Here is a 17,678-nt window from a genome sequence, read left to right as displayed (position 1 = left end):
TGAGAGAGGAGGTTTTTTAGCAATGGCTAAAGGACATAGAAGTCAGATTAAAAGAGCAAGAAATGCTAACAAAGATACCAGACCGTCTGCAAAGTTATCCTACGCTAGAATGTCTGCGCAGAAAGCTGGATTTGTTTTAGATGCAATCCGCGGTAAAGACGTAACAACCGCACTTGGTATTGTAACTTATAACCCGAGATATGCCTCCAGCGTAGTGAAAAAACTGCTGGAGTCCGCAATCGCAAACGCTGAGAACAACAACGGTCTTTCCAGAGAAAACCTGTATGTAGCTGAGTGCTTCGCTAACAAGGCTCCGACCATGAAGAGAATTCATCCGAGAGCACAGGGCAGAGCTTACAGAATCCTGAAGAGAAACAGCCACATCACGATTGTGTTAGACGAGAAATAAGGAGGACATGTCATGGGACAGAAAGTTAATCCACACGGCCTGAGAGTCGGTGTTATTAAAGACTGGGATTCCAAATGGTATGCCGAGGGTGATTTCGCAGATAACCTCGTAGAGGACTACAACATCCGCACATACCTGAAGAAGAAACTGTACAGCGCAGGTGTTTCCAAGATCGAAATCGAAAGAGCATCTGACAGAGTAAAAGTTATCATCTACACCGCAAAACCGGGCGTTGTTATCGGTAAAGGCGGAGCAGAGATCGAGAAAGTAAAAGCTGAAGTTCAGAAACTGACTGACAAAAAGCTTATCGTAGATATCAAAGAAGTAAAAAGACCGGACCGCGATGCACAGCTCGTTGCTGAGAACATTGCATTACAGCTGGAAAACCGTATTTCCTTCCGTCGTGCTATGAAGTCTACCATGCAGCGTACGATGAGAGCTGGCGCTAAGGGAATCAAAACATCTGTATCCGGACGTCTTGGTGGAGCTGATATGGCTCGTACCGAGTTCTACAGCGAGGGAACTATTCCGCTGCAGACCCTGCGTGCCGATATCGATTATGGATTCGCTGAAGCAGATACCACTTACGGTAAAGTTGGCGTAAAAGCATGGATCTACAATGGCGAAGTACTTCCAACCAGAACTAAAAAGGAAGGGAGCGAGAATTAATTATGTTAATGCCGAAGAGAGTAAAACGTCGTAAACAGTTCCGTGGTTCCATGAAGGGTAAAGCCCTCAGAGGAAACAAAATTAACTACGGTGAATTTGGTCTCGTAGCCCTTGAGCCATGCTGGATCAAATCCAACCAGATCGAGGCAGCCCGTATCGCCATGACACGTTACATCAAACGTGGTGGTAAAGTTTGGATCAAAATTTTCCCGGACAAACCAGTAACCGCACAGCCGGCTGAAACCCGAATGGGTTCCGGAAAAGGTTCTCTGGAGTACTGGGTAGCAGTAGTAAAACCAGGCCGTGTAATGTTCGAAATCGCAGGTGTTCCAGAAGAAACAGCCCGCGAGGCATTACGTCTTGCCATGCATAAGTTACCATGTAAATGCAAAGTTGTTTCTCGTGCAGACTTAGAAGGCGGTGATAACAGTGAAAACTAACGAATTTGTAAAAGATTTAAATACAAAGAGCGCAGCTGAGCTGAATGACGAATTAGTAGCTGCTAAAAAGGAACTCTTCAATTTAAGATTCCAGAATGCAACCAACCAGCTTGACAATACAAGCCGAATCAAAGAGGTTCGCAAAAATATTGCAAGAATCCAGACTGTTATTGCCCAGAAGGCAAACGCAGCTGAGTAATTAGGAGGAAAATATCGTGGAAGAAAGAAATCTTAGAAAAACTCGCGTGGGCAAAGTTGTCAGCGATAAGATGGATAAGACTATCGTGGTTGCCATCGAAGACCATGTAAAACATCCTCTGTACAAGAAAATTGTAAAAAGCACATATAAGCTGAAAGCACACGATGCAAACAACGAGTGCCATGTAGGTGATACCGTACGAGTTATGGAAACAAGACCTTTATCCAAAGATAAGAGATGGAGACTTGTGGAGATCGTTGAGAAAGCGAAATAAATAAGAGATCAGAATGCTAAAGGAGGAATACCAGCATGATTCAGCAGGAAACTAGACTGAAAGTCGCTGACAACACCGGTGCAAAAGAAATCTTATGCATTCGTGTTATGGGCGGTTCTACAAGAAGATATGCCAACATTGGTGATGTAATCGTTGCTTCGGTCAAAGATGCAACACCAGGCGGCGTTGTTAAAAAAGGTGACGTAGTAAAAGCTGTTGTTGTAAGAAGCGTAAAAGGCGCTCGTCGTAAAGACGGTTCTTACATCAAATTTGATGAGAACGCAGCAGTTATTATCAAAGATGACAAAACTCCAAAAGGAACCCGTATTTTTGGACCAGTAGCCAGAGAGCTTCGTGAGAAACAGTTCATGAAGATTGTTTCCTTAGCTCCGGAAGTATTATAGGAGGACAGCTATGTCAATGAAGATTAAAAAAGGCGATACCGTAAAGGTAATCGCCGGCAAAGATAAAGACAAAACCGGCAAAGTAGTCAGCGTTGACGTAAAGAACAACCGTGTTGTTGTTGAAGGCGTAAACATGATTACAAAGCATGAGAAACCGTCTATGAGCAATCAGCAGGGCGGAATCGTTAACAAAGAAGCTCCTATCGATGCATCCAACGTAATGCTGGTTGTAAAAGGAGTTCCGACCCGCGTTGGAATCAAAGTTGAGATGGTTGAGAAAAACGGCAAAACAAAAGCTGTTAGAACCCGCGTTGCAAAAGCAAAAGAGCTGAACGGCGCAGTAATTGATTAAGGAAGAGAGGAGGCAAAACCGTGAGTAGACTGAAAGATCTTTACAACGAGCAGATCGTTGATGCAATGACCAAAAAATTTGGATACAAAAACGTGATGGAAGTGCCGAAGCTCTCCAAAATCGTAATCAACATGGGTGTTGGTGAAGCTAAGGAGAACGCTAAACTTCTGGACGCTGCAATCAGTGATATGGAAGCTATCACCGGACAGAAAGCAGTTACCACCAAAGCGAAAAATTCCGTAGCAAACTTTAAAATCCGTGAGGGTATGCCGATCGGATGCAAAGTTACCCTTCGTGGCGAGAAAATGTACGAGTTCGCAGACCGCCTGATCAACCTGGCACTGCCTCGTGTACGTGACTTCCGCGGCGTAAATCCGAACGCTTTCGATGGCAGAGGAAACTATGCTCTTGGTATCAAAGAGCAGCTGATTTTCCCAGAGATCGAGTATGATAAAGTTGATAAAGTCAGAGGTATGGACATTATCTTCGTTACCACTGCTAACACAGATGAAGAAGCTCGTGAATTACTGACATTATTCAACATGCCATTCGCAAAGTAATAGGAGGAATTGATTCATGGCTAAAACAGCAATGAAAATCAAACAGCAGCGCAAAGCTAAATTCTCTACAAGAGAATACAATCGTTGCAGAATTTGTGGCCGTCCACACGCATATTTAAGAAAATACGGAATCTGCAGAATCTGCTTCCGTGAATTAGCATACAAAGGCCAGATTCCTGGCGTTAAGAAAGCTAGTTGGTAAAATTTTAGAAGGAGGCAAATTCAAATGAGTATGAGTGATCCGATTGCAGATATGCTTACAAGAATCCGTAACGCTAACACTGCAAAACATGATACAGTAGATGTTCCGGCATCCAAAATGAAAATCGCAATCGCTGATATCCTGGTAAACGAGGGATACATTGCAAAATATGAACTCAGCGATGAGGGTGCATTCCAGAATATGCACATCACCCTGAAATACGGCGCTGACAAAAACGAGAAGATCATCACCGGTCTGAAGAGAATCTCCAAACCGGGTCTGAGAATCTATGTTGGCAAAGATGAGCTGCCGAGAGTACTTGGCGGACTTGGAATCGCTATTCTTTCCACAAACCAGGGTGTTATCACCGATAAAGAAGCTCGTAAGCTGCAGGTCGGCGGCGAGGTTCTGGCATTCGTTTGGTAATAGAAACGAAACAAGGCAACTGAAAACAGAGAGAGCTTAAAGCTCTCTCCGAAAATCTAAGTTAATAGGAGGAAATTGGTATGTCACGTATTGGAAGACTGCCAGTGGCAATTCCTGCAGGTGTAACAGTAGACATCCAGGAAAACAACCACGTTGTAGTAAAAGGACCAAAAGGAACATTAGAGAGAACTCTCCCGTCTGAAATGACCATCAAACTGGAAGACGGACACGTAGTAGTTACAAGACCGAACGATCTGAAGAAAATGAAAGCTCTTCATGGTCTGACCAGAACTCTGATCCACAACATGGTAATTGGTGTTAGCGAAGGCTATACCAAAACACTGGAAGTAAACGGTGTAGGTTACAGAGCTGCAAAACAGGGCAACAAATTAGTTCTGTCTCTTGGATATTCTCATCCGGTAGAGATGATCGATCCGGAAGGACTCTCCTCCGCTGTAGACGGCAACAAGATCATTGTTTCCGGTATCAGCAAAGAGAAAGTTGGCCAGTATGCCGCTGAAATCAGAGACAAGAGAAGACCTGAGCCATACAAGGGCAAGGGAATCAAGTATGCTGATGAAGTGATCAGACGTAAAGTTGGTAAGACTGGTAAGAAATAATTAAGGAGAGTGTGAACATGATTAGTAAAGTATCAAGAGCGCAGATGCGCCAGAAAAAGCATAGAAGATTACGTAATCATATCGTAGGTACTGCACAGCGTCCGCGTCTGTGTGTATTCCGCAGCAATAACCATATGTATGCTCAGATTATCGACGATACGATTGGAAATACTTTAGTTTCTGCTTCTACTCTTCAGAAAGAAGTGAAAGCAGAGCTTGAGAAAACCAACAATGTAGATGCAGCAGCATATCTTGGAACCGTTCTTGGAAAGAAAGCTGTAGAAGCAGGTATTACTGAAGTTGTATTTGACCGTGGCGGATTCATCTACCAGGGAAAAATCCAGGCATTCGCAGACGCAGCTAGAGAAGCTGGGCTGGTATTCTAAGAAAGGAAGGAAAAGAACACATGAAGCATACAATTATTGATGCAAGCCAGTTCGAACTGGAAGAAAAAGTCGTATCAATTAAGCGTGTTACAAAAGTTGTTAAAGGTGGTCGTAACTTCCGTTTCACAGCTTTAGTAGTTGTCGGCGACGGCAATGGACACGTAGGCGCAGGCCTTGGAAAAGCAGCCGAGATTCCGGAAGCTATCCGCAAAGGTAAAGAAGACGCTATGAAGAAACTGGTAAGCGTAGCAATCAATGAGAACGGAAGTATCACTCATGACTACGTAGGTAAATTCGGAAGCGCAGAGGTTCTGTTAAAGAAAGCTCCTGAAGGTACTGGTGTCATCGCTGGTGGCCCAGCCCGTGCCGTAATCGAGTTAGCTGGTATTAAGAACATCCGTACAAAATCCCTTGGATCCAGAAATAAGCAGAACGTAGTTCTGGCTACCATCGCTGGTCTGTCTGAGCTGAAGACTCCAGAAGAAGTAGCAAGACTTCGCGGCAAATCTACAAACGAGATCTTTGCTTAAGGAGGATGTGAAAAATGGCAGATAAATTAAAAGTAACACTGGTGAAATCCCCGATCGGATGTGTTCCGAAACACAGAAGAACCGTGGAAGCACTGGGTCTGAAAAAAGTTAACAAGACGGTAGAACTGCCGGATAACGCAGCAGTTCGCGGCATGGTTAATCAGGTTTCTTACCTGGTTAAAGTAGAAGAAGCATAAGGAGGTACCGTAATGGACTTATCTAATTTACAGCCGGCTGAAGGTTCCAGACAGAACGATAACTTCCGCAGAGGCCGTGGACATGGTTCAGGAAATGGTAAAACAGCAGGTAAAGGCCACAAAGGACAGAAAGCACGTTCCGGAGCACCGAGACCGGGATTTGAAGGTGGTCAGATGCCTTTATACAGACGTCTTCCGAAGAGAGGTTTCAAAAACAGAAACGCCAAGGAAATCGTTGGAATCAATGTAGATGCTCTGAATCGTTATGAGGACGGAGCTGTTGTAACCGTAGAAACTATGATTGAGACTGGTCTTGTTTCCAATCCGAGAGATGGCGTAAAAATCCTTGGAAACGGTGAAGTCACCAAAAAACTCACTGTAAAAGCAAATGCTTTCAGCGAGAGCGCAAAGGCAAAAATTGAAGCGGCAGGTGGAACAGTCGAGGTGATCTAATGTTTAAGACCTTTATCAATGCATTTAAGGTCAAAGATGTTCGTCGCAAAATATTTTATGTGCTTATGATGCTTGTTGTCATCCGGTTAGGCTCTCAGATGCCTGTACCGGGTGTCAATACAAGCTTTTTTGCGAATTATTTTGCAAATAATACGAATGAGGCATTCAGCTTCCTGAATGCATTCACGGGCGGCGGTTTCGACCGTTTCTCCATCTTTGCTCTGAGTATTACACCGTACATTACTTCTTCCATCATTATTCAGCTGCTCACCATTGCAATTCCACGACTTGAGGAAATGCAGCGTGACGGCGAAGAGGGAAGAAAGAAAATGACTGCGATTACTCGTTATGTGACAGTAGGTCTTGCATTGTTTGAGTCTGTTGCCATGGCAGTAGGCTTTGGACGCCAGGGACTCCTCACCACTTTTAACGCAGTTAATGTGATTGTTGTAGTGGCAGCTCTGACAGCCGGTTCTGCCTTCCTTATGTGGGTGGGAGAACAGATCAACGACAAGGGCGTTGGAAATGGTATTTCTATGGTCCTGTTAATCAACATCCTTTCCAGAATCCCGCAGGATATGGTAACCCTTTACGAAACCTTCGTAAAAGGCAAAACCATCGCGCGTGGTCTGCTGATGTGGATTATCATCGCTGTTGTGATCATCGCTGTTGTTGTGCTGGTACTGATCCTGAATGGCGCTGAGAGAAGAATTCCGGTACAGTATTCCAAGAAAATGGCCGGAAGAAAAATGGTTGGCGGACAGTCATCCAATATTCCGCTGAAGGTAAATACAGCGGGCGTTATCCCGATCATCTTTGCATCATCCATCATGTCTTTCCCATCGATTATCCTGTCGTTTGTCGGAAAGTCGGATATCAAAGGCATCGGCGGAACGCTGATCAAGATGCTGAATTCCAACAACTGGTTTGATAAAACCAATCCAGTTGCTTCGCTGGGCCTGATTCTCTACATTGTCCTTGTTATTTTCTTCGCTTATTTCTATACCTCCATCACCTTCAACCCGATGGAAGTTGCAGATAACATGAAAAAACAGGGCGGCTTTATCCCAGGCATCCGCCCGGGTAAATCCACGGTAGATTATCTGAACAATCTGCTCAGCTATATTATTTTTATCGGTGCAGCAGGTCTTACCATTGTTGCAGTGATTCCATTTTTCTTTAATGGATTTTTCAAAGCGAATGTATCCTTTGGAGGTACTTCTCTGATCATTATTGCCAGCGTAATTCTGGAAACCTTAAAACAGATTGAATCCATGATGCTGGTACGCAATTACAAAGGATTCTTAAACGATTAAGGCATAAGAGGGACTGTCTGGATAAGACAGGCCCTTTCTTTTGTTTAAAGCGCTTTTAAAGAGGCTTTAACAGAGAAAATTTTTGCTATTGTGGTTTATTTTATGGTATAATAGGGTAAATTACACGCAGTGGATTGCTGCAAATTCAAACATGGGAGGAAAAGCGCATGAAAATTATTATGTTGGGGGCACCTGGTGCCGGAAAAGGTACACAGGCAAAACAGATCGCTGCAAAATATGAGATTCCTCATATTTCAACCGGCGATATCTTCCGCGCAAATATCAAAGAGGGAACCGAGCTTGGAAAGAAAGCGAAAGCATTCATGGACAAGGGAGAACTCGTTCCAGACGAGCTGACCTGCGATCTTGTTGTAGACCGTATTTCCAAACCGGACGCAGCAAAGGGCTACGTGCTGGATGGCTTCCCAAGAACGATTCCGCAGGCAGAGGCACTGACCAAAGCCCTGGAAGCACGCGGAGAGAAAATTGACTACGCAATCAATGTAGAAGTACCGGATGAAAATATCGTTCACCGTATGGGCGGACGCCGTGCCTGCATCGGATGCGGAGCAACGTATCATGTAGAATTTAACGCACCAAAGGTAGAAGATGTATGCGATACCTGCGGCGGCGAGCTGGTTCTTCGTGATGACGATAAACCTGAGACCGTACAGAAGAGACTGTCTGTATACCATGCTCAGACACAGCCTCTGATTGACTACTATAAGAAAGCCAATGTTCTGGTGGAAGTTGACGGAACCCAGGATATCAACGTGGTATTTCAGGATATAGTAAAGATTTTAGGAGCGTAAAGGATGTCCATATCAATTAAAACTGCCCGGGAAATTGAAAAAATGCGCCGTGCCGGTGAACTGCTGGAGAAGGTACACGATGAATTAGGCCGCGCCATCCATCCGGGAATGTCAACCTGGGAAATCAACAAGCTCGGAGAAGAGATGATCCGCAGCTTCGGATGCACTCCCAACTTTTTAAACTATAATGGGTATCCGGCTTCGATCTGCGTTTCTGTGAACGAAGAAGTGGTTCACGGAATCCCAAGTAAAAAACGGATTCTGAAAGAGGGCGACATTGTCAGCCTGGATGCGGGACTTATCTATGAAGGATACCATTCCGACGCAGCCCGCACACACGCGGTCGGTGAGATCTCGCCGGAGGCAAGAAAACTGGTGGAAGTAACACGCCAGGCCTTTTTTGAAGGAATCAAATACGCAAAAGCAGGCCATCATCTTCATGAGATTTCGGCGGCGATCGGTGCATACGCAGAGAGCTTCGGCTACGGCGTTGTCCGCGACCTGGTAGGCCACGGCATCGGAACGCACCTGCACGAAGATCCGGCAGTGCCGAACTTCGCACAGCCAAGCCGCGGCGTCCGTCTGCAGCCTGGCATGACGCTCGCCATCGAGCCGATGATCACAGCCGGAGGCTATGCAGTCAGATGGCTGGATGATGACTGGACCGTTGTGACAGAAGACGGCTCTCTTGCCGCACATTATGAGAACACGATTCTGATTACGGAGGGAGAACCGGAAATTCTGACACTTTCGCATACGGAGGAGGATTTATGAAACCGATTGTGAAAGGAATGTTTGCCAGAAGCCTGGCCGGCCACGATAAAGGAAAGCTGTATGTGATTTCGGATGTACAGGAGCCATACGTATTCCTGGTGGACGGAAAAATCCGTACCGCCAACCGGCCGAAAAAGAAGAAGCTGATTCACGTACAGCCGGATTACGAAATGACGGATGCGGTTCGTGATGAAGATATCCGTAAGGCATTAAAAGAAAAAAGTTGCAAAGAGTTGAAGGAGGATTAATCAATGTCTAAGGCAGATGTAATTGAAGTAGAGGGAACTGTCCTCGAGAAATTACCAAACGCAATGTTTAAAGTAGAACTGGAAAATAAACACGTTGTACTGGCTCATATCAGCGGAAAGCTGCGTATGAACTTTATCCGTATTCTTCCGGGAGACAAAGTAACCATCGAGCTGTCCCCATACGATCTGGACAAGGGACGTATTATCTGGAGAGATAAATAAGAAATACGATAAAAAAAGCCATCCGGCATGCCGGATGGCTTTTTCTCTGTATGTGTTTCTCTGTATTCATCCCCAATAACAGTAACCGTTCTACAGAACAAAGATTTCGATCACCGGCCTTCAGATTTCTGACAGCCACAAAGCAAGCACCAGTCTGCAAACCCTGCAGCATCCGCGGCGGCGGGCATCTGAATTTCTTTTCAGTCCCTTTTGAAACCTTCCAGATGTATTATGCAATATTTTAATAGAAAAAGCAATGAAAAAAGTATAAAATTTTATGAAAACTTTTTGTAAAAACCAGGAGAATTTGTGCACTTTTGAAACAAAATTTTTAAACCGTCAGAAAAAAAAGAAAAAGTGAAAAGACAGGAGAAAAGAGCGGCCGGAAAACCGTGAAAATGACAGATGAGGGCTCGAAAGCGACAGAAGAATATATGTTTGTGAATTCTGTGTGAAGTTGAAATATTTGGTTGAATTCTCAAAATAATGTGATACAATGCAATAGAGAAACTTTACGGAGAAATTTTACCGGGAAGGATCTCCTGTGCGGTGCGGTAAAATCCATGTACCGGCAGAAATCAGGGAAACATTTTATGAAACAGCAGGCTGCAGTCTGAAAAAAATTCGGATCTGCAGCAATGGCATCGCTGCTCCTTACAGATAACAGGAAAGGAAAATGTGCAATGACAAAAAGGGGAAAGAAAAAAGGCCTTGTTGCAGCATTGAGCGTAGTTGCAGTGATTGTTTTACTTGCCGCTGCATATGGAATCTTCTGTCTGATCATCGAGGATGACAAAATCTGGGCAGATGCTTCTATTAACGGAGTAAACATTCAGGGAATGAGCAAAAAAGAAGCTGCGCAGACAGTAGAACAGAAGTTTGAAGAAGATTATAAAGATACAGCTGTTACCGTTGAGCTGGATGGTCAGCAGTATACGATGAACGTATTTCCAATGCTGGGGATGGATGCTTCCGCAGAAATTGAAAAAGCATATGAAAAAGGCCATGGAAATCTTCTGGTTCGCGGTCTGGAGTGGGTCGAGATGAAATGGGGAAAGGCAGAGAAGCTTTCCTATGATGTGCAGCCGACTGCGACCCATCCAGATGAGGTGGAAGGAATTGTACAGGCATCCGGCATTCAGGATTACAACTCCATGCAGGATACTACATATGAAGTAACAGATACCGGCCTGATCGTGCATAAAGGCATTTCCGGAACCAGACCGGATGTGGATGCCTTAAAACAGCAGATCCAGACGAATGTGACAGCAATGAATTTCCAGGATGTAATTTCCTGCCCGACGGCAGAAAATCAGCTGACAGAACCGGATTTTGCCGGAATTGCAAGCCAGATTTATACCGATCCCGTCAATGCGACGCTGGATCCGGATAACGGATATTCCGTTGTGGCATCGAAAAACGGAACCTCAATGAATGCGGACAATGCGAAAGCCGAGTATGAGAGTGCAGAAGAAAATACGGATATCACGATTCCGTTTACATTTACCGAGCCGGAGATTACAACCGAGAAGATGAACGCAAACCTGTTTAAAGACACGCTTGGAAGTTACAGCTCCAGCGCAGCGGGTGGAACGAGCGGAAGAATTCACAACGTCGGACTTACGGCATCTATATGCAACGGACAGATTGTTCTGCCGGGAGAAACCTTCTCTTTTAATGGTGTCGTAGGTGATACAACGGCGGAAAAAGGATATCAGGAGGCAGCAGGCTATCAGGATGGCAAAGTCGTCCAGGTACTTGGAGGAGGCGAATGCCAGGTGTCCTCCACACTGTTTTCCGCTATTTTGTACACAGACCTTGATGTGGTGGAAAGAGCCAACCATTCGATGCCGGTACATTATGTGCCGTCTGGAATGGATGCAACCGTATTCTGGGATTCACCGGATTTCAAATTTGAAAATAATCATAAGTACCCGGTGAAAATTGTGATGAATATGGACAGCAGTGACACACTGACCGTAAAAATTCTCGGAACAAAAGAAAACGACTATACCATTGAGCCAAGGGTAAAGCAGATCGATGAAATGAGTAATGTAACGTATCGTGATTACAAAGATGCAAGCGGAAATGTAGTAAAATCAGAATCCGTATGCGCAAGCAAATACAAACCGCTGAACTCAGGATCATGATGCAAAAAAAGATGTTACCTGTAAAAACAGACGGGACAGAGAAAAAAATCTGTCCTGCCTGTTTTTTTTCTTACCGGTGGGAGAAATGAAAAAATGCACAGAAAAGGAGCAAAAAAAAGTGAAAAAATATGTAAAAAATTCCTTGCATTTCCGGGGACAAAATGCTATACTATAAAACGAACTTTTGCGCGTGGACTTTTTTCTAACCCACAAAAAGAAAGCGCATCCCAAAAGTTTACAACAGAAAATTCCCCTACACGGGGCGCTAGGAGCAAAGAAAGGAGGATTCATCATGAAGGTTAGATCTTCTGTAAAACCGATCTGCGAGAAATGCAAAGTTATCAAAAGAAAAGGTAGCATCAGAATCATTTGTGAGAATCCAAAGCACAAACAGCGCCAGGGCTAATCCGTCATTAGGCTTGATCGTAATTGTGCAGATTTTAAGTGCGGCTGCAGCAAAGATGCGCGTGAGTGCGTTGTTTTGCTGTTAATATTATAAAGTGAGACACCTGGCAGACAAAGCAGCCAGGACACCTCCGGCGGATGGACGCGCGGAGCGCAGACATCCCTTATAATATTGCTTAATACTCCCATCTGTCAGGTGGCAGAAGGAGAAAGGTCGTGCGAACACGGCTGGATACACGCATACCTGTATCCCAATTAGGAAAATATTAATGTTTTAGAAAAATGGAGGACAAAGTACATGGCTCGTATAGCTGGTGTAGACTTACCAAGAGACAAACGTGTTGAGATTGGTCTGACCTATATCTACGGAATCGGTAGAACAAGTGCAGATCGTATCTTAAAAGAGGCTGGAGTAAATCCAGATACACGCTGCAGAGATTTGACAGACGATGAAGTAAAGAGACTCAGCGCAGTTATCGATGAGACTCAGGTTGTAGAGGGAGATCTTCGTAGAGAAATCGCTATGAACATCAAACGTCTGCAGGAGATCGGATGCTACAGAGGTATCCGTCATCGTAAAGGCCTTCCGGTTCGTGGTCAGAAAACAAAGACCAACGCAAGAACCCGCAAAGGTCCTAAGAGAACTGTTGCAAATAAGAAGAAATAATTTAACCAGTAGTCCAATATAAGATTAAGAAAGTGTAGGTTAGTTTTAAAATGGCAAAAGTGACAAAGAAAACGACAAAACGTCGTGTCAGAAAAAACGTTGAACACGGACAGGCACATATCCAGTCTTCCTTCAATAATACAATCGTAACACTGACTGATGCAGAAGGAAACGCTCTTTCATGGGCAAGTGCCGGCGGTCTGGGATTTAGAGGTTCAAGAAAATCTACTCCATACGCAGCTCAGATGGCTGCAGAAACTGCTACCAAAGCAGCGCTGGTTCATGGCTTAAAGACTGTTGACGTTATGGTAAAAGGACCAGGATCAGGTCGTGAAGCTGCAATCCGTGCCCTTCAGGCATGCGGTCTTGAAGTTACAAGCATCCGCGACGTAACACCGGTTCCGCACAACGGATGCCGCCCACCAAAACGTAGAAGAGTCTGATTAGGAGGTTAAGAACATGGCAGTAAATAGAGTACCAGTCCTGAAAAGATGCAGATCCCTCGGAATGGATCCTGTATATCTTGGAATTGATAAGAAGTCCACAAGACAGCTGAAAAGAGCAAACAGAAAAATGTCTGAGTATGGTCTTCAGTTAAGAGAAAAACAGAAAGCAAAATTCATCTACGGCGTTCTGGAGAAACCTTTTGTTAACTATTACAAAAAGGCTGACAGAATGGAAGGACAGACTGGTGAGAACCTGATGATCCTTCTTGAGCTCCGTCTGGACAACGTTCTGTTCCGTATGGGAATGGCTAGAACCAGAAAAGAAGCACGTCAGATCGTTGACCACAAACACGTTCTGGTTAACGGCAAACAGGTAAATATCCCGTCTTACCTTGTAAGCGCTGGTGATACCATCGAAATCAAAGAGGGTAAAAAATCCTCTCAGAGATATAAAGACATCGTAGAGGTTACAGGCGGCCGTCTGACTCCAGAATGGATCGAGGCTGATCTTGAGGCACTCAAAGGTGTTGTAAAAGAGCGTCCTACCCGCGAAATGATCGATGTTCCGGTTGACGAAGTGCAGATCGTCGAGCTGTATTCTAAATAAAGAATCGCCATACGCGGAAGGCTTTATTCCCATGAGTAATGAGCCAACCAATTTAAAAGGAGGGGCTTTCGAGTGTTTGATTTTAACAAACCGAAAATTGAAATTACTGAGATTTCTGATGACAAGAAGTACGGCAGATTTGTGGTTGAACCTCTGGAAAGAGGCTACGGTATCACATTAGGTAATTCTCTTCGCAGAATTATGCTTTCTTCCCTCCCTGGAGCAGCAGTAAGCCAGGTTAAAATCGAGGGCGTTCTTCATGAATTCAGCTCCATCCCTGGAGTAAAAGAAGACGTTACAGAAATCATCATGAACCTGAAGAGCCTTGCAATCCGCAATAACAGCGTAACCAACGAAGCAAAAGTTGCTTATATTGAGTTCGAGGGCGAGGGAGTTGTAAGAGCATCCGATATTCAGGTAGATCAGGATATTGAGATCATGAATCCGGATCAGGTAATCGCAACCCTGAACGGCGGCCCGGACAGCAAGCTGTACATGGAGCTGACGATCACAAAAGGCCGCGGTTATATCAGTGCTGACAAAGGCAAGAGCGATGACATGCCGATCGGCGTTCTCGCTGTGGATGCTATCTATACACCGGTTGAGCGTGTAAACCTCAAAGTGGAGAACACCCGTGTAGGTCAGATTACCGATTACGATAAACTGACACTGGATGTTTACACCAGAGGAACACTGGATCCGGACGAGGCAGTCAGCCTGGCAGCTAAGGTTTTAAGCGAGCATCTGAAACTCTTCATCGATCTGTCTGAGAATGCGAAGACAGCAGAAGTTATGATCGAGAAAGAGGACAATGAGAAAGAGAAAGTTCTGGAGATGAACATCGACGAGCTTGAGCTTTCCGTGCGTTCCTATAACTGCTTGAAACGTGCCGGTATCAATACCGTAGAAGAGCTGTGCAACAAAACTTCCGAAGACATGATGAAGGTTCGTAACCTGGGCCGCAAGTCTCTGGAAGAGGTACTTGCAAAGCTGAAAGAACTGGGACTGTCACTGAGTCCTGGGGACGGAGAATAAATCACAGCGATTTATCTTTCCGTTTGATTTGTAGACGAAAACCCCCTGTCAGTAAGTCCGAGGCAGCATGACTTGCGGGTTCCACAAATGGAGGAAAATTTAAAATGGCAAAATATAGAAAACTTGGCAGAACATCTGACCAGAGAAAAGCATTATTAAGAAACCAGGTAACCAACCTTCTGTATCACGGAAAAATCGTTACCACTGAGACCAAGGCGAAAGAGATCCGCAAGATCGCTGAAAGCATGATCGCACTGGCTGTAAAAGAGAAAGATAACTTTGAGACCGTTACCGTTACTGCTAAAGTAGCTCGCAAAGATGCTGATGGCAAACGTGTGAAAGAAGTAAAAGACGGCAAAAAAGTTACCGTATACGATGAAGTTCAGAAAGAGATCAAAAAAGATCTTCCGTCCAGACTTCACGCTAGACGTCAGATGGCAAGCTTCTTCTATCCTGTAACAGAGGTTCCGACCGAAGCAGCAGGACGCAAGAAAAACACCAAGTCCATCGATATGCCACAGAAAATGTTCGATGAGATCGCTCCGAAATATGCAGACCGTAACGGCGGATATACCCGTATCATCAAGATCGGACCGCGTAAAGGTGATGCAGCTATGGAAGTTGTAATCGAGCTGGTTTAATCTGTAAATAGTTTTGAAATTCGCAGGGGCTGCCTCTTAGTAGGTGGCTCCTGTTTTGTTGTATATCATATTTTATATGACACAATTGCGAAATTGTGGCAATGTACGGGGTTGCATCTGCTTTGCGAATAAGGTACAATACAGAATACAGAACAGCTAAAATGGGATACAAAGGAGAGCATTTGCATGGAGAGCAAGAAAAAAATGTTGTTTATTTTTAATCCGTTTTCCGGAAAAGCACAGATTAAAAGTAAACTGTTTGAAATTATCGATGTTTTTGTAAAAGGCGGATATGAAGTCATTGTCCACCCGACGCAGGCAGTCGGAGATGGTTTCGAAAAGACAAAGGAGCTTGCGCCGCAGGTGGATCTCGTTGTCTGCAGCGGGGGCGACGGAACACTGGATGAAGTTGTCAGCGGTCTGATGGAAGTGGATCAGCGCGTTCCGATCGGTTATATTCCGGCCGGAAGCACCAATGACTTTGCAAACAGTCTTTCTATTTCGAAAGATATGGTACAGGCGGCAAAGGATATCATCGAGGGAAACCTGTATTCCTGTGATGTGGGAGCGTTCAACAACGACAGCTTTGTCTACATCGCTGCATTCGGCCTTTTCACGGATGTTTCCTATGAGACAGATCAGCACATGAAAAACATTCTCGGCCATCTGGCATACCTGCTGGAGGGATCCAAACGGATCTGGAATGTGCCGACGTACTGGATTAAAGTCGAGGCAAACGGGGAAACCTTTGAGGGAGAGTATATCTACGGTATGGTGACGAATGCCAAGTCCGTCGGCGGCTTCAAAAACCTGCCGGGACAGGATGTACGCCTGGATGACGGACTCTTCGAGGTAACCCTGATCAAACGCCCGAAAAACCCGCTGGAACTGAATGAGATCATTGCGTCCCTGCTGATGCAGGAGGATCACACAGACCTCATCGATTCGTTCAAGACCGACCGCATCATCATCGAGTCCAACCAGGAGATTTCCTGGACTCTGGACGGCGAATACGGCGGAGATCACGGCTATGTCTGCATCGAAGCGCGCAAACATGCCATGGAACTGGTTCTGAACAATAAGTAGGCACGGCTTTTTGATAAGTTTTTCACAAAAAAGTGCAAAAAAATGGATTTCGCTACGAAAATCATTTGGCATTTGCAGAAAGATGTTGTATAATAAAACCAGTTATGAAAGTAACAAGTATGCCGTAAGCCTGAAAACGGTACACGGCACAATTACAGACACAGGAGGTCATTTGAGCTATGTTAGTATCAGCAAAAGAAATGTTGGACAAAGCAAAAGCTGGCCACTATGCAGTTGGTCAGTTTAACATCAACAACCTGGAGTGGACAAAATCCATCCTTCTTACCGCACAGGAGATGAATTCTCCGGTTATCCTTGGTGTATCTGAGGGTGCAGGAAAATACATGACAGGTTTCAAAACTGTAGCTGCTATGGTAAAAGCTATGATCGAAGAACTGAACATCACTGTTCCGGTTGCTCTGCATCTGGACCACGGAACCTACGAAGGATGTTACAAATGCATCGAAGCAGGTTTCTCATCCATCATGTTTGACGGATCTCATTATCCGATCGAAGAGAACGTTGCAAAAACAAAAGAACTGGTAGCTGTTTGCAAAGAGAAAGGAATGTCTCTGGAAGCAGAAGTTGGTTCTATCGGTGGAGAAGAAGATGGTGTTGTAGGTATGGGCGAATGCGCTGATCCGAACGAGTGCAAGATGATTGCAGACCTCGGTGTAGATATGCTTGCAGCAGGTATCGGCAATATCCACGGTGTATACCCGGCTAACTGGCAGGGACTGAGCTTTGAGACTCTGGCAGCTGTACAGGAGCTGACAGGAACTATGCCGCTCGTTCTTCACGGTGGTACAGGTATCCCGGATGACATGATCAAGAAAGCCATTGACCTTGGCGTTTCCAAAATCAATGTAAATACAGAGTGCCAGCTTGCATTCGCAGCAGCTACACGTAAATACATCGAAGAGGGAAAAGATCAGCAGGGTAAAGGATTCGATCCTCGTAAACTGCTTGCTCCTGGCGCAGAAGCTATCAAAGCTACTGTAAGAGAAAAAATCGAACTGTTCGGTTCTGCAAACAAAGCCTGAGTTTAAGCACGAAAATGCTGTGCAGGATTCCTGGGGGACTTCCTCCTCAGGGTCCGCACAGTATTTTTTTTCGCGAGCAACGAGTCAAAGTCTGTGCTTGCACGA

General features: G+C 44.9%; 29 protein-coding genes. All 29 read left to right on the top strand.

Annotated elements, in window-relative coordinates; translation table 11 throughout:
* Positions 1-22: 22 nt before the first annotated feature.
* The 29 genes from rplV (at position 23) to fba (ending at position 17,573) form a co-directional block, all read left to right on the top strand.
* Complete coding sequence (gene rplV / locus DWX00_RS15435; protein ID WP_022461661.1) at positions 23-409, top strand: 50S ribosomal protein L22; 387 nt, start codon at positions 23-25, stop codon at positions 407-409.
* A gap of 12 nt (positions 410-421) precedes the next feature.
* On the top strand, positions 422-1,078 hold the full coding sequence (gene rpsC / locus DWX00_RS15430) for a 30S ribosomal protein S3 (protein WP_022461660.1): 657 nt from the start codon (positions 422-424) through the stop codon (positions 1,076-1,078).
* 2 nt (positions 1,079-1,080) lie between these two features.
* Positions 1,081-1,518 carry a 50S ribosomal protein L16 gene (gene rplP, locus DWX00_RS15425; RefSeq protein ID WP_022461659.1) on the top strand — a complete coding sequence of 146 codons (438 nt, stop codon included), beginning with the start codon at positions 1,081-1,083 and terminating at the stop codon, positions 1,516-1,518.
* Positions 1,508-1,717 carry a 50S ribosomal protein L29 gene (rpmC, locus tag DWX00_RS15420; protein WP_022461658.1) on the top strand — a complete coding sequence of 70 codons (210 nt, stop codon included), beginning with the start codon at positions 1,508-1,510 and terminating at the stop codon, positions 1,715-1,717. Before rplP ends, rpmC begins: the two co-directional genes overlap by 11 nt.
* Before the next feature lie 16 nt (positions 1,718-1,733).
* Positions 1,734-1,991, top strand: coding sequence for a 30S ribosomal protein S17 (rpsQ, locus tag DWX00_RS15415; RefSeq protein WP_022461657.1), 258 nt, complete (start codon positions 1,734-1,736; stop codon positions 1,989-1,991).
* A gap of 35 nt (positions 1,992-2,026) precedes the next feature.
* A complete protein-coding gene (gene rplN, locus DWX00_RS15410; RefSeq protein WP_022461656.1) occupies positions 2,027-2,395 on the top strand; it encodes a 50S ribosomal protein L14 in 369 nt (122 codons plus the stop codon).
* A 10-nt stretch (positions 2,396-2,405) separates the two neighbouring features.
* Positions 2,406-2,747, top strand: coding sequence for a 50S ribosomal protein L24 (rplX, locus tag DWX00_RS15405; protein WP_022461655.1), 342 nt, complete (start codon positions 2,406-2,408; stop codon positions 2,745-2,747).
* A 20-nt stretch (positions 2,748-2,767) separates the two neighbouring features.
* Complete coding sequence (rplE, locus tag DWX00_RS15400; RefSeq protein WP_022461654.1) at positions 2,768-3,307, top strand: 50S ribosomal protein L5; 540 nt, start codon at positions 2,768-2,770, stop codon at positions 3,305-3,307.
* A 16-nt stretch (positions 3,308-3,323) separates the two neighbouring features.
* Complete coding sequence (locus DWX00_RS15395) at positions 3,324-3,509, top strand: type Z 30S ribosomal protein S14 (protein WP_022461653.1); 186 nt, start codon at positions 3,324-3,326, stop codon at positions 3,507-3,509.
* A gap of 24 nt (positions 3,510-3,533) precedes the next feature.
* Entirely contained in the window at positions 3,534-3,935 is a 402-nt protein-coding gene (gene rpsH / locus DWX00_RS15390) for a 30S ribosomal protein S8 (RefSeq protein WP_022461652.1), read from the top strand.
* Between the two features lie 80 nt (positions 3,936-4,015).
* Positions 4,016-4,555: a 50S ribosomal protein L6 gene (gene rplF, locus DWX00_RS15385; protein ID WP_022461651.1), complete on the top strand. Its 540-nt coding sequence runs from the start codon at positions 4,016-4,018 to the stop codon at positions 4,553-4,555.
* A gap of 17 nt (positions 4,556-4,572) precedes the next feature.
* Positions 4,573-4,941, top strand: a complete 369-nt coding sequence (gene rplR / locus DWX00_RS15380; RefSeq protein ID WP_055220751.1) for a 50S ribosomal protein L18 — start codon at positions 4,573-4,575, stop codon at positions 4,939-4,941.
* 20 nt (positions 4,942-4,961) lie between these two features.
* Positions 4,962-5,471 carry a 30S ribosomal protein S5 gene (rpsE, locus tag DWX00_RS15375; protein ID WP_022461649.1) on the top strand — a complete coding sequence of 170 codons (510 nt, stop codon included), beginning with the start codon at positions 4,962-4,964 and terminating at the stop codon, positions 5,469-5,471.
* Positions 5,472-5,485: 14 nt separating this feature from the next.
* Positions 5,486-5,668 carry a 50S ribosomal protein L30 gene (gene rpmD / locus DWX00_RS15370; protein ID WP_022461648.1) on the top strand — a complete coding sequence of 61 codons (183 nt, stop codon included), beginning with the start codon at positions 5,486-5,488 and terminating at the stop codon, positions 5,666-5,668.
* A 12-nt stretch (positions 5,669-5,680) separates the two neighbouring features.
* Positions 5,681-6,121 (top strand): 50S ribosomal protein L15, encoded by a 441-nt coding sequence (gene rplO, locus DWX00_RS15365; RefSeq protein WP_118595665.1) that lies wholly within the window; start codon positions 5,681-5,683, stop codon positions 6,119-6,121.
* The gene (gene secY / locus DWX00_RS15360) at positions 6,121-7,437 is read left to right on the top strand and encodes a preprotein translocase subunit SecY (protein WP_022461646.1); all 1,317 of its coding nucleotides are present in this window, start codon (positions 6,121-6,123) and stop codon (positions 7,435-7,437) included. The genes rplO and secY overlap by 1 nt, the downstream gene beginning before the upstream one ends.
* Before the next feature lie 167 nt (positions 7,438-7,604).
* Positions 7,605-8,249, top strand: coding sequence for an adenylate kinase (locus tag DWX00_RS15355; protein WP_022461645.1), 645 nt, complete (start codon positions 7,605-7,607; stop codon positions 8,247-8,249).
* Between the two features lie 3 nt (positions 8,250-8,252).
* A complete protein-coding gene (map, locus tag DWX00_RS15350) occupies positions 8,253-9,023 on the top strand; it encodes a type I methionyl aminopeptidase (protein WP_022461644.1) in 771 nt (256 codons plus the stop codon).
* Positions 9,020-9,271, top strand: coding sequence for a KOW domain-containing RNA-binding protein (locus tag DWX00_RS15345; protein ID WP_022461643.1), 252 nt, complete (start codon positions 9,020-9,022; stop codon positions 9,269-9,271). Before map ends, DWX00_RS15345 begins: the two co-directional genes overlap by 4 nt.
* Before the next feature lie 3 nt (positions 9,272-9,274).
* Entirely contained in the window at positions 9,275-9,493 is a 219-nt protein-coding gene (infA, locus tag DWX00_RS15340) for a translation initiation factor IF-1 (RefSeq protein WP_022461642.1), read from the top strand.
* Positions 9,494-10,176: 683 nt separating this feature from the next.
* Complete coding sequence (locus DWX00_RS15335) at positions 10,177-11,643, top strand: VanW family protein (protein ID WP_158555030.1); 1,467 nt, start codon at positions 10,177-10,179, stop codon at positions 11,641-11,643.
* A gap of 292 nt (positions 11,644-11,935) precedes the next feature.
* A complete protein-coding gene (rpmJ, locus tag DWX00_RS15325) occupies positions 11,936-12,049 on the top strand; it encodes a 50S ribosomal protein L36 (protein ID WP_003022746.1) in 114 nt (37 codons plus the stop codon).
* A gap of 297 nt (positions 12,050-12,346) precedes the next feature.
* Positions 12,347-12,715, top strand: coding sequence for a 30S ribosomal protein S13 (rpsM, locus tag DWX00_RS15320; protein ID WP_117510474.1), 369 nt, complete (start codon positions 12,347-12,349; stop codon positions 12,713-12,715).
* A 50-nt stretch (positions 12,716-12,765) separates the two neighbouring features.
* Complete coding sequence (gene rpsK / locus DWX00_RS15315; RefSeq protein WP_022461574.1) at positions 12,766-13,158, top strand: 30S ribosomal protein S11; 393 nt, start codon at positions 12,766-12,768, stop codon at positions 13,156-13,158.
* Between the two features lie 16 nt (positions 13,159-13,174).
* The gene (gene rpsD / locus DWX00_RS15310; RefSeq protein ID WP_022461575.1) at positions 13,175-13,768 is read left to right on the top strand and encodes a 30S ribosomal protein S4; all 594 of its coding nucleotides are present in this window, start codon (positions 13,175-13,177) and stop codon (positions 13,766-13,768) included.
* A gap of 72 nt (positions 13,769-13,840) precedes the next feature.
* Positions 13,841-14,803, top strand: coding sequence for a DNA-directed RNA polymerase subunit alpha (locus DWX00_RS15305; RefSeq protein WP_117510475.1), 963 nt, complete (start codon positions 13,841-13,843; stop codon positions 14,801-14,803).
* Between the two features lie 104 nt (positions 14,804-14,907).
* Entirely contained in the window at positions 14,908-15,444 is a 537-nt protein-coding gene (locus tag DWX00_RS15300; protein ID WP_022461577.1) for a bL17 family ribosomal protein, read from the top strand.
* Positions 15,445-15,630: 186 nt separating this feature from the next.
* A complete protein-coding gene (locus tag DWX00_RS15295; protein WP_022461578.1) occupies positions 15,631-16,530 on the top strand; it encodes a diacylglycerol/lipid kinase family protein in 900 nt (299 codons plus the stop codon).
* Positions 16,531-16,709: 179 nt separating this feature from the next.
* Positions 16,710-17,573 (top strand): class II fructose-1,6-bisphosphate aldolase, encoded by an 864-nt coding sequence (fba, locus tag DWX00_RS15290; RefSeq protein ID WP_022461579.1) that lies wholly within the window; start codon positions 16,710-16,712, stop codon positions 17,571-17,573.
* Positions 17,574-17,678 lie beyond the last annotated feature (105 nt).

The organism is Blautia sp. AF17-9LB, from assembly GCF_003479185.1.
GTDB classification, from domain to species: Bacteria; Bacillota; Clostridia; order Lachnospirales; family Lachnospiraceae; genus Fusicatenibacter; species Fusicatenibacter saccharivorans.
This window is presented reverse-complemented; position numbering and strand designations above follow the sequence as displayed.

Bases quoted from the DNA above. Each gene is read 5' to 3' on its own strand.
- rplV (WP_022461661.1), top strand. From the start codon at position 23: ATGGCTAAAGGACATAGAAGTCAGATTAAAAGAGCAAGAAATGCTAAC.
- rpsC (WP_022461660.1), top strand. From the start codon at position 422: ATGGGACAGAAAGTTAATCCACACGGCCTGAGAGTCGGTGTTATTAAA.
- rplP (WP_022461659.1), top strand. From the start codon at position 1,081: ATGTTAATGCCGAAGAGAGTAAAACGTCGTAAACAGTTCCGTGGTTCC.
- rplN (WP_022461656.1), top strand. From the start codon at position 2,027: ATGATTCAGCAGGAAACTAGACTGAAAGTCGCTGACAACACCGGTGCA.
- rplX (WP_022461655.1), top strand. From the start codon at position 2,406: ATGTCAATGAAGATTAAAAAAGGCGATACCGTAAAGGTAATCGCCGGC.
- DWX00_RS15395 (WP_022461653.1), top strand. From the start codon at position 3,324: ATGGCTAAAACAGCAATGAAAATCAAACAGCAGCGCAAAGCTAAATTC.
- rpsH (WP_022461652.1), top strand. From the start codon at position 3,534: ATGAGTATGAGTGATCCGATTGCAGATATGCTTACAAGAATCCGTAAC.
- rplF (WP_022461651.1), top strand. From the start codon at position 4,016: ATGTCACGTATTGGAAGACTGCCAGTGGCAATTCCTGCAGGTGTAACA.
- rplR (WP_055220751.1), top strand. From the start codon at position 4,573: ATGATTAGTAAAGTATCAAGAGCGCAGATGCGCCAGAAAAAGCATAGA.
- rpsE (WP_022461649.1), top strand. From the start codon at position 4,962: ATGAAGCATACAATTATTGATGCAAGCCAGTTCGAACTGGAAGAAAAA.
- rpmD (WP_022461648.1), top strand. From the start codon at position 5,486: ATGGCAGATAAATTAAAAGTAACACTGGTGAAATCCCCGATCGGATGT.
- rplO (WP_118595665.1), top strand. From the start codon at position 5,681: ATGGACTTATCTAATTTACAGCCGGCTGAAGGTTCCAGACAGAACGAT.
- secY (WP_022461646.1), top strand. From the start codon at position 6,121: ATGTTTAAGACCTTTATCAATGCATTTAAGGTCAAAGATGTTCGTCGC.
- DWX00_RS15355 (WP_022461645.1), top strand. From the start codon at position 7,605: ATGAAAATTATTATGTTGGGGGCACCTGGTGCCGGAAAAGGTACACAG.
- map (WP_022461644.1), top strand. From the start codon at position 8,253: ATGTCCATATCAATTAAAACTGCCCGGGAAATTGAAAAAATGCGCCGT.
- DWX00_RS15345 (WP_022461643.1), top strand. From the start codon at position 9,020: ATGAAACCGATTGTGAAAGGAATGTTTGCCAGAAGCCTGGCCGGCCAC.
- infA (WP_022461642.1), top strand. From the start codon at position 9,275: ATGTCTAAGGCAGATGTAATTGAAGTAGAGGGAACTGTCCTCGAGAAA.
- DWX00_RS15335 (WP_158555030.1), top strand. From the start codon at position 10,177: ATGACAAAAAGGGGAAAGAAAAAAGGCCTTGTTGCAGCATTGAGCGTA.
- rpmJ (WP_003022746.1), top strand. From the start codon at position 11,936: ATGAAGGTTAGATCTTCTGTAAAACCGATCTGCGAGAAATGCAAAGTT.
- rpsM (WP_117510474.1), top strand. From the start codon at position 12,347: ATGGCTCGTATAGCTGGTGTAGACTTACCAAGAGACAAACGTGTTGAG.
- rpsK (WP_022461574.1), top strand. From the start codon at position 12,766: ATGGCAAAAGTGACAAAGAAAACGACAAAACGTCGTGTCAGAAAAAAC.
- rpsD (WP_022461575.1), top strand. From the start codon at position 13,175: ATGGCAGTAAATAGAGTACCAGTCCTGAAAAGATGCAGATCCCTCGGA.
- DWX00_RS15300 (WP_022461577.1), top strand. From the start codon at position 14,908: ATGGCAAAATATAGAAAACTTGGCAGAACATCTGACCAGAGAAAAGCA.
- DWX00_RS15295 (WP_022461578.1), top strand. From the start codon at position 15,631: ATGGAGAGCAAGAAAAAAATGTTGTTTATTTTTAATCCGTTTTCCGGA.
- fba (WP_022461579.1), top strand. From the start codon at position 16,710: ATGTTAGTATCAGCAAAAGAAATGTTGGACAAAGCAAAAGCTGGCCAC.